Source organism: Streptomyces sp. MnatMP-M17 (assembly GCF_900091995.1).
Classification (GTDB): Bacteria; Actinomycetota; Actinomycetes; order Streptomycetales; family Streptomycetaceae; genus Streptomyces.
Map to the genome: position 1 here is coordinate 1 of NZ_FMDK01001033.1, position 5371 is coordinate 5371.

The 5371-nt window shown below is 73.1% G+C and carries 5 protein-coding genes; all 5 read right to left on the reverse strand.

The annotated features are described in order from the left end of the window. Positions 1 to 796 (reverse strand): beta-ketoacyl-[acyl-carrier-protein] synthase family protein (locus GA0115259_RS35470; protein ID WP_272921266.1); only part of this gene is annotated, 796 nt, incomplete at its 3' end. Then, complete coding sequence (locus GA0115259_RS35475; RefSeq protein WP_066943909.1) at positions 793 to 1038, reverse strand: acyl carrier protein; 246 nt, start codon at positions 1036 to 1038, stop codon at positions 793 to 795. The genes GA0115259_RS35470 and GA0115259_RS35475, both read right to left, overlap by 4 nt. A gap of 73 nt (positions 1039 to 1111) precedes the next feature. Beyond that, on the reverse strand, positions 1112 to 3127 hold the full coding sequence (locus tag GA0115259_RS35480) for an acyl-CoA dehydrogenase family protein (RefSeq protein ID WP_256098288.1): 2016 nt from the start codon (positions 3125 to 3127) through the stop codon (positions 1112 to 1114). Positions 3128 to 3296: 169 nt separating this feature from the next. Continuing rightward, complete coding sequence (locus tag GA0115259_RS35485) at positions 3297 to 4562, reverse strand: beta-ketoacyl-[acyl-carrier-protein] synthase family protein (RefSeq protein WP_093604487.1); 1266 nt, start codon at positions 4560 to 4562, stop codon at positions 3297 to 3299. Next, positions 4559 to 5371, reverse strand: an 813-nt coding sequence (locus GA0115259_RS35490) for a beta-ketoacyl-ACP synthase 3 (RefSeq protein ID WP_093604489.1), incomplete at its 5' end; no start/stop codon positions are given. The genes GA0115259_RS35485 and GA0115259_RS35490, both read right to left, overlap by 4 nt.

Below are 5371 nucleotides of genomic sequence, written 5' to 3' on the forward strand. Positions count from 1 at the left end.
TCGCTCCGGCGCCCGCCACCAGCGCCCGTGGCCGCGCGCCGCGCGCCCGCGCGTCCTTCTCCCGCTCCAGCACCATGATCGCGGCGCCCTCCCCCATGACCAGCCCGGCGCGGTCCGCCGCGAAGGGCCTGCACAGCACGGCCGGATCGACACCGGGACCGGCCAGGGCGGCCACGCCCGAGCGCGCGAATCCGGTCATGGCGAGCGGGCAGATCATCGCCTCGGTGGCGCCCGCCACCGCGATGTCGCACTGTCCGGCGGCCAGCAGATCACGCGCCACGGAGAGCGCCGTCACTCCCGAGGAGCAGGCCGTGCACGGCGCCATGCTCGGCCCGGTGGCCCGCATTCTGACGGCGATCTCGGCGGCCGGCATATTGGGGATCGTGAGCAGCACGCCCGACGGCGAGGTGGCCTCGGGACCGCGCCGGTCGAGCGCCACGGCCTGTTCCGCCACGCTCGCGGAGCCTCCGCTGCTGGTCCCGACCACGACGGCGACCCGGGTGCCGTCCCAGGACTCCGGATCGAGCCCGGCGTCCGCGACCGCCTCGCGCGCGGCGATCAGCGCGAGTTTCACATATCTGCCCATACGGAAGGCCGTACGTCCGCCGACCGCGGCGGAGAGGTCGATGCCGTCGACCGTACAGGCGAAGTCGACGGCGCAGCCGCTCAGTTCGGGGAGCGTACGGGCGGGCGAGACTCCGGCGCACACGCCGTGCCAGGTGGACTCGGTGTCGTTCCCGACCGGCGTGATCATGCCCAGACCGGTGACGGCGACTGCGACGGCGGGTCCGGTCATCGGCCGACGCTCACGGCCGCATCGTCGAGGAACGCGGTGATCTCGGCCAGGGTGGCGCCCTTGAGGAGCGTGTCCGAGTCGGTGTCGATACCCAGCGTCTCCTTGATGATCACGGCGAACTCGGCGACGGCGAGAGAGTCCATCTCCAGGCTGTCCATGGTGGCCTCGGGGACGATCTCGGCGGCGGGCACCTTGAAGGTCTCGGTGAGTACCTCGTTGATCCGCGGGTGGATCTCGCTCATGGCATGTCCTTGCGTTGTTGGTGGGTGGGATCGCGTGGTCGGCGGGTGGAACCGGTTCCCGGGGCCGGTGGATTCAAGCGGGTACGGAGTGCCAGGAGGCCTCCGCGTCGTCGTACGCGTCGACATAACCGGCCCCGGCGATGGGCCAGTTGGCGAGCATCTCCTCGGGCAGGGCGAAGGCCTCGACCAAGGCGGGCGCGTGCGCGGCCAGTTCGGCGATGAGTTGTTCCACGGCCTCGGGAAGCCCGTCGACATGTCGTGGGGCCAGCCGGCCGGCGGCCAGCAGATCGCCGCTGTTGCGGTCGATCCACTGGAGCGCGAACAGCCGTTGCAGCGAGCGCAGCAGCTCATGGGCGGCGGTGCCTGGCGTCAGCTCGGCCACCGCCGCGGCGAAGGCCTCGGCCGCGCGGCGGTGGGCATGGGCCTCGACGGCCCGCAGCGCGGCACCGGAGGCGGTGTTCCAGCGCGCGAGCGAATCGCCGCGCGGCGCCTGGCTCATCCGGCGGCGGGCACGGGCGAGCCATACGTCCTCGACGCCCGCGAGAAGAGCGCCGAGAAAGCGGGTGTCGGAGAGCTCACGGGCCGCCACCGGTCCGTCCTCGTCGTCACGGCCGACACGGTCGGCACCTTCCCGGTCGGCACCTTCCCGATCGGCACCTTCCCGATCGCCGGAACCGCCACGTCCCGAGCCGCGGCACTCGGAGCCGCCGCGTCCGGGAGCGTCCGCACGGTCCGTACCGTCCGCCTCCGGTGATCCGGCCGAGAACAGCATCTCGGCCGCCGCCTTCGCGTAGATCGCGAGATTGTCGCCCTCCGCCGTGATGGCGCCCTCGGCTCCGGCCATCAGCTCCGCCAGCCCGTTGCTCTCCAACAGCCCTTGCGCGCCGCACCGTTCCCGGCACTCCAGGATGACCGCGCGCGCCTGCCAGGTGATCCAGCCCTTCGCGACGGCCACCGTCCGCTCCGTCTCTCCCTTGTTCTCCTCGGTGTGCGCCATCCACGCGTCGAGCGCCGCGCGGTGCAGCAGGCTCATCGCGTAGACCGTGGCCAGGGCCGAGACCAGCGGGCCGTGGTGGCTGCGATGGGCGAACACCGGTACGCGGTCCACCGCTCTGGCGCCCGAGATCAGCCGGTGTCCGCCGTACCGCACGGCGAGCGCCAGCGCGACCCGGGCTCCGCCGAGGGCGCCCGCGCTCATCGAGAGCTTGCCCGTGGTCACGCGGCCGATCGAGGTCAGAAAGCGCCGACGGCGGTTGCTCTGCTCACTGGTGAACACACCGTCCGCGCCGAGCCGGCCCTGCGCGCCGCCCAGCAGCGCGTCCCGTGCCACGAAGACCTGGTCGAACGAGGTCAGGGAGTGGTCGACCGGGCTGCCGAGGAGGGCGGGCAGTCCGCGCACCCGTACACCGGGCAGGGCACGCTCGCCGTCGGTCAGCGGCGCCAGAAAGAGAAAGACTCCGTGGTCGGCGCCGTCCACGAGCAGCCGGGCCGCCACCACGCCGGACTTGGGGCCGCCGACCGGGCTGGTGTTGGGCATGAACTTCTGCGCGCCGGCGTGCGGAGTGTGCAGGACGAAGCCGTCCCTGGCGCGGTCGTAGACGGCCGTCGTCTCCAGGGCCGCCGCGTCATTGCCGTGCGCCAGCTCCGTACAGAGAAAGGTGCCCACCCGGCGCAGCGCCAGGAAGTCCGCCAGATCCCGGACCGGCTCGGGGTCGCGTCCGTCCGCGTCGGCCGGAGAGGCAGGCGAGGTGTGGTCGAGCAGGCTGCCGAGAAAGAGGTTGTAGTGAATGCCGGCCACGGTCGTGAGGCAGGAGTCGACCGGGCCCAGCCATTCGTACAGCGCGGCCAGCAGACGCGGATCGGCCGCCAGCGCCAGCGGGCTGTCGAGCGAGTCGTTGAGCGTACGCAGCCGCGCGTACGCCAGGGCGACCCGCTCCCGGGGCGAGGCGTCCGCCGGGCGGCGGAACGGTTCCGCCGCCACCAGCCGTCGCCAGGGTCCGTGCACGCGGGAGAACTCCTCTCCGAACAGCACACGCGTCAGCCGGGCCGCCGTGGTGTCCGTCGAGTCCGCCGGGGCCGCCTGGTCCACGGCGCCCGTGGACTCCACACCGTCATGGTCGATCAGTACGCTCACGCGAAAAGAACGATCAAGGAGTGGCGAAGAAACGACTCTTCCCCACCCTGAACCTCAAAACATTCATTCGAAAGGCCCCCCGGGGGCACCTGCGCTGCCCTCATGTACCGCTCCCTGCGCCGCCTCATGCGCGGCGGAACGCCAGCGCCACATTGTGGCCGCCGAAGCCGAAGGAGTGGCTGATCGCGGTCTCCACGCACTGCCTCCGGCACTCCTTGGTCACACAGTCGATGTCGAACTCGACGGCGGGCGCGTCCAGATTGGCGACCGGTGGAATCACGCCGTGTTCGAGCGTCAGCACCGTCGCCACCGCCTCGATCGCTCCGGCGGCGCCCAGCGTGTGCCCGACCACGCCCTTGGGCGCGGTGACCGGCGGCCGGTGCGGATAGACGCGCTCGATCAGCGTGGCCTCCATGGCGTCGTTGAGCTGTGTGGACGTCCCGTGCGCGTTGACGTGCTGTACGTCGTACGCGCTCCAGCCCGCGTCCCGCAGCGCCGCCTCGACCGCCGCCTGCGCGCCTCTGCCGTGCGGTTCCGGCGCCGTCGGGTGGTACGCGTCCGTACTGGCGCCCGCTCCGGCCACGAGCGCGCGCGGCGCCCGGCCGCGGGCCCGCGCGTCCGTCTCCCGTTCCAGTACGACCATGGCGGCGCCCTCACCGAGGACGAAGCCGTCCCGGTCCGCGGCGAACGGCCGGGACGCCGAGGCCGGATCGTCCATCCGCGTCGACAGCGCGCCCATCCGCGCGAAGGCCGTCACCACCAGCGGTGTCAGTACGGATTCGGCGCCGCCGGCCACCACCACGTCGCACTGTCCGCCGGCCAGCAGATCGCGTCCGAGCGCGATCGCCGTAGCACCCGAGGCACAGGCCGTCACCGGTGCCAGGCTGGGGCCCTGCGCCTTGAGCGCGATGGCGACCTCTCCGGCCGCGGCGTTCGGGATCATCATCGGCACCAGCAGCGGAGAGACCGACTGCGGTCCCTGCTCGCGCAGTTTCAGCGCGCCGTCGACGAGTACGGAGACACCGCCGACGCCCACGCCGAGCACCACGCCCACCCGGCCGGGCTCCCAGGCCGCCGGATCGAGTCCGGCGTCGGCGACCGCCTGTCTGGCGGCGATCAGCGCCAGTTTCGCAAACCGCGCCATCCGCCACACCGAGCGTCCGCCGACCGCGGCGTCCACATCCAGTCCGTCGACCGCGCAGGCGAAGTCGACCGGGATACCGGTCAGTTCCTCCCGCCGCCGGGCGACGGACCGCCCGGCGCGGAGCCCGGCCCAGAAGGCCCGCTCGTCGCCGCCGGCCGGAGTCACCACTCCGAGTCCGGTCACCGCGACCGGGCCGACGCCCTGTCCGGGCTCCCGGCCGAGAGCCGTCCCGTTCCGCTGCGTCATGATTCGTTCCTTCCGTCGTGGGCCGCGGCCCGTGGAGTACCGGGCCAGCGGAGCGCCGCCGTGCCCCAGGTGAGACCGCCGCCGAAGGCCGTCAGCAGCACGCGGTCGCCCGCGCGCAGGCGCCCTCGGGCCTCCGCGTCGGCCAGGGCCAGCGGGATGGAGGCCGCGCCCGTGTTGCCCACCCGGTCGAGATGTATGACACAGCGGTCCGCGCCGATGCCCAGCCGCCCGGCGACCGCCCGCAGGATCCGCGCGTTGGCCTGGTGCGGTACGAAGTGGTCGACCTGGGCCGCCTCCCAGCCCACCGTGTCCAGCAGGGAGCGGCACGAAGCGGTCATCCGCTCGACCGCGTGCTGATAGACGGCCCGGCCCCGCATCCGGAAGAACTCATCGCCTTCGGCGGGCGGCCGGCCGGTGGCACGGGCCCGCGAGCCGCCTCCGGCCACGGTGATCAGGTCGTATCCCGCGCCGTCGCTGCCCAGGTCGAAGGCGAGCAGCTCACCGGGCGCGCCCGCCCGGCCCGCGCCGATGAGCGCGGCTCCCGCGCCGTCACCGAACACCACGCCCGACGAGCGGTCCCTCGGGTCCAGCCAGGTCGAGTACACATCGGCGCCGACGAGCAGCACCCGGTCATACAGCCCGGACACCACCAGGCCCCGGCAGACCGCGAGGCCGTAGACGAAGCCGCTGCACACCGCGCCGATGTCGAACGCGGGCACCGGCCCGAGCCCCAGCCGCGCCGCCAGCGCGGGAGCCGTACCGGGACAGGGATGGTCCGGAGTGGCCGTGGCCAGCACGACGGCATCCAC

Excerpts from the sequence above, each read along its gene's own strand:
- GA0115259_RS35475 (WP_066943909.1), bottom strand. The coding sequence starts at position 1,038 with ATGAGCGAGATCCACCCGCGGATCAACGAGGTACTCACCGAGACCTTC.
- GA0115259_RS35485 (WP_093604487.1), bottom strand. The coding sequence starts at position 4,562 with ATGACGCAGCGGAACGGGACGGCTCTCGGCCGGGAGCCCGGACAGGGC.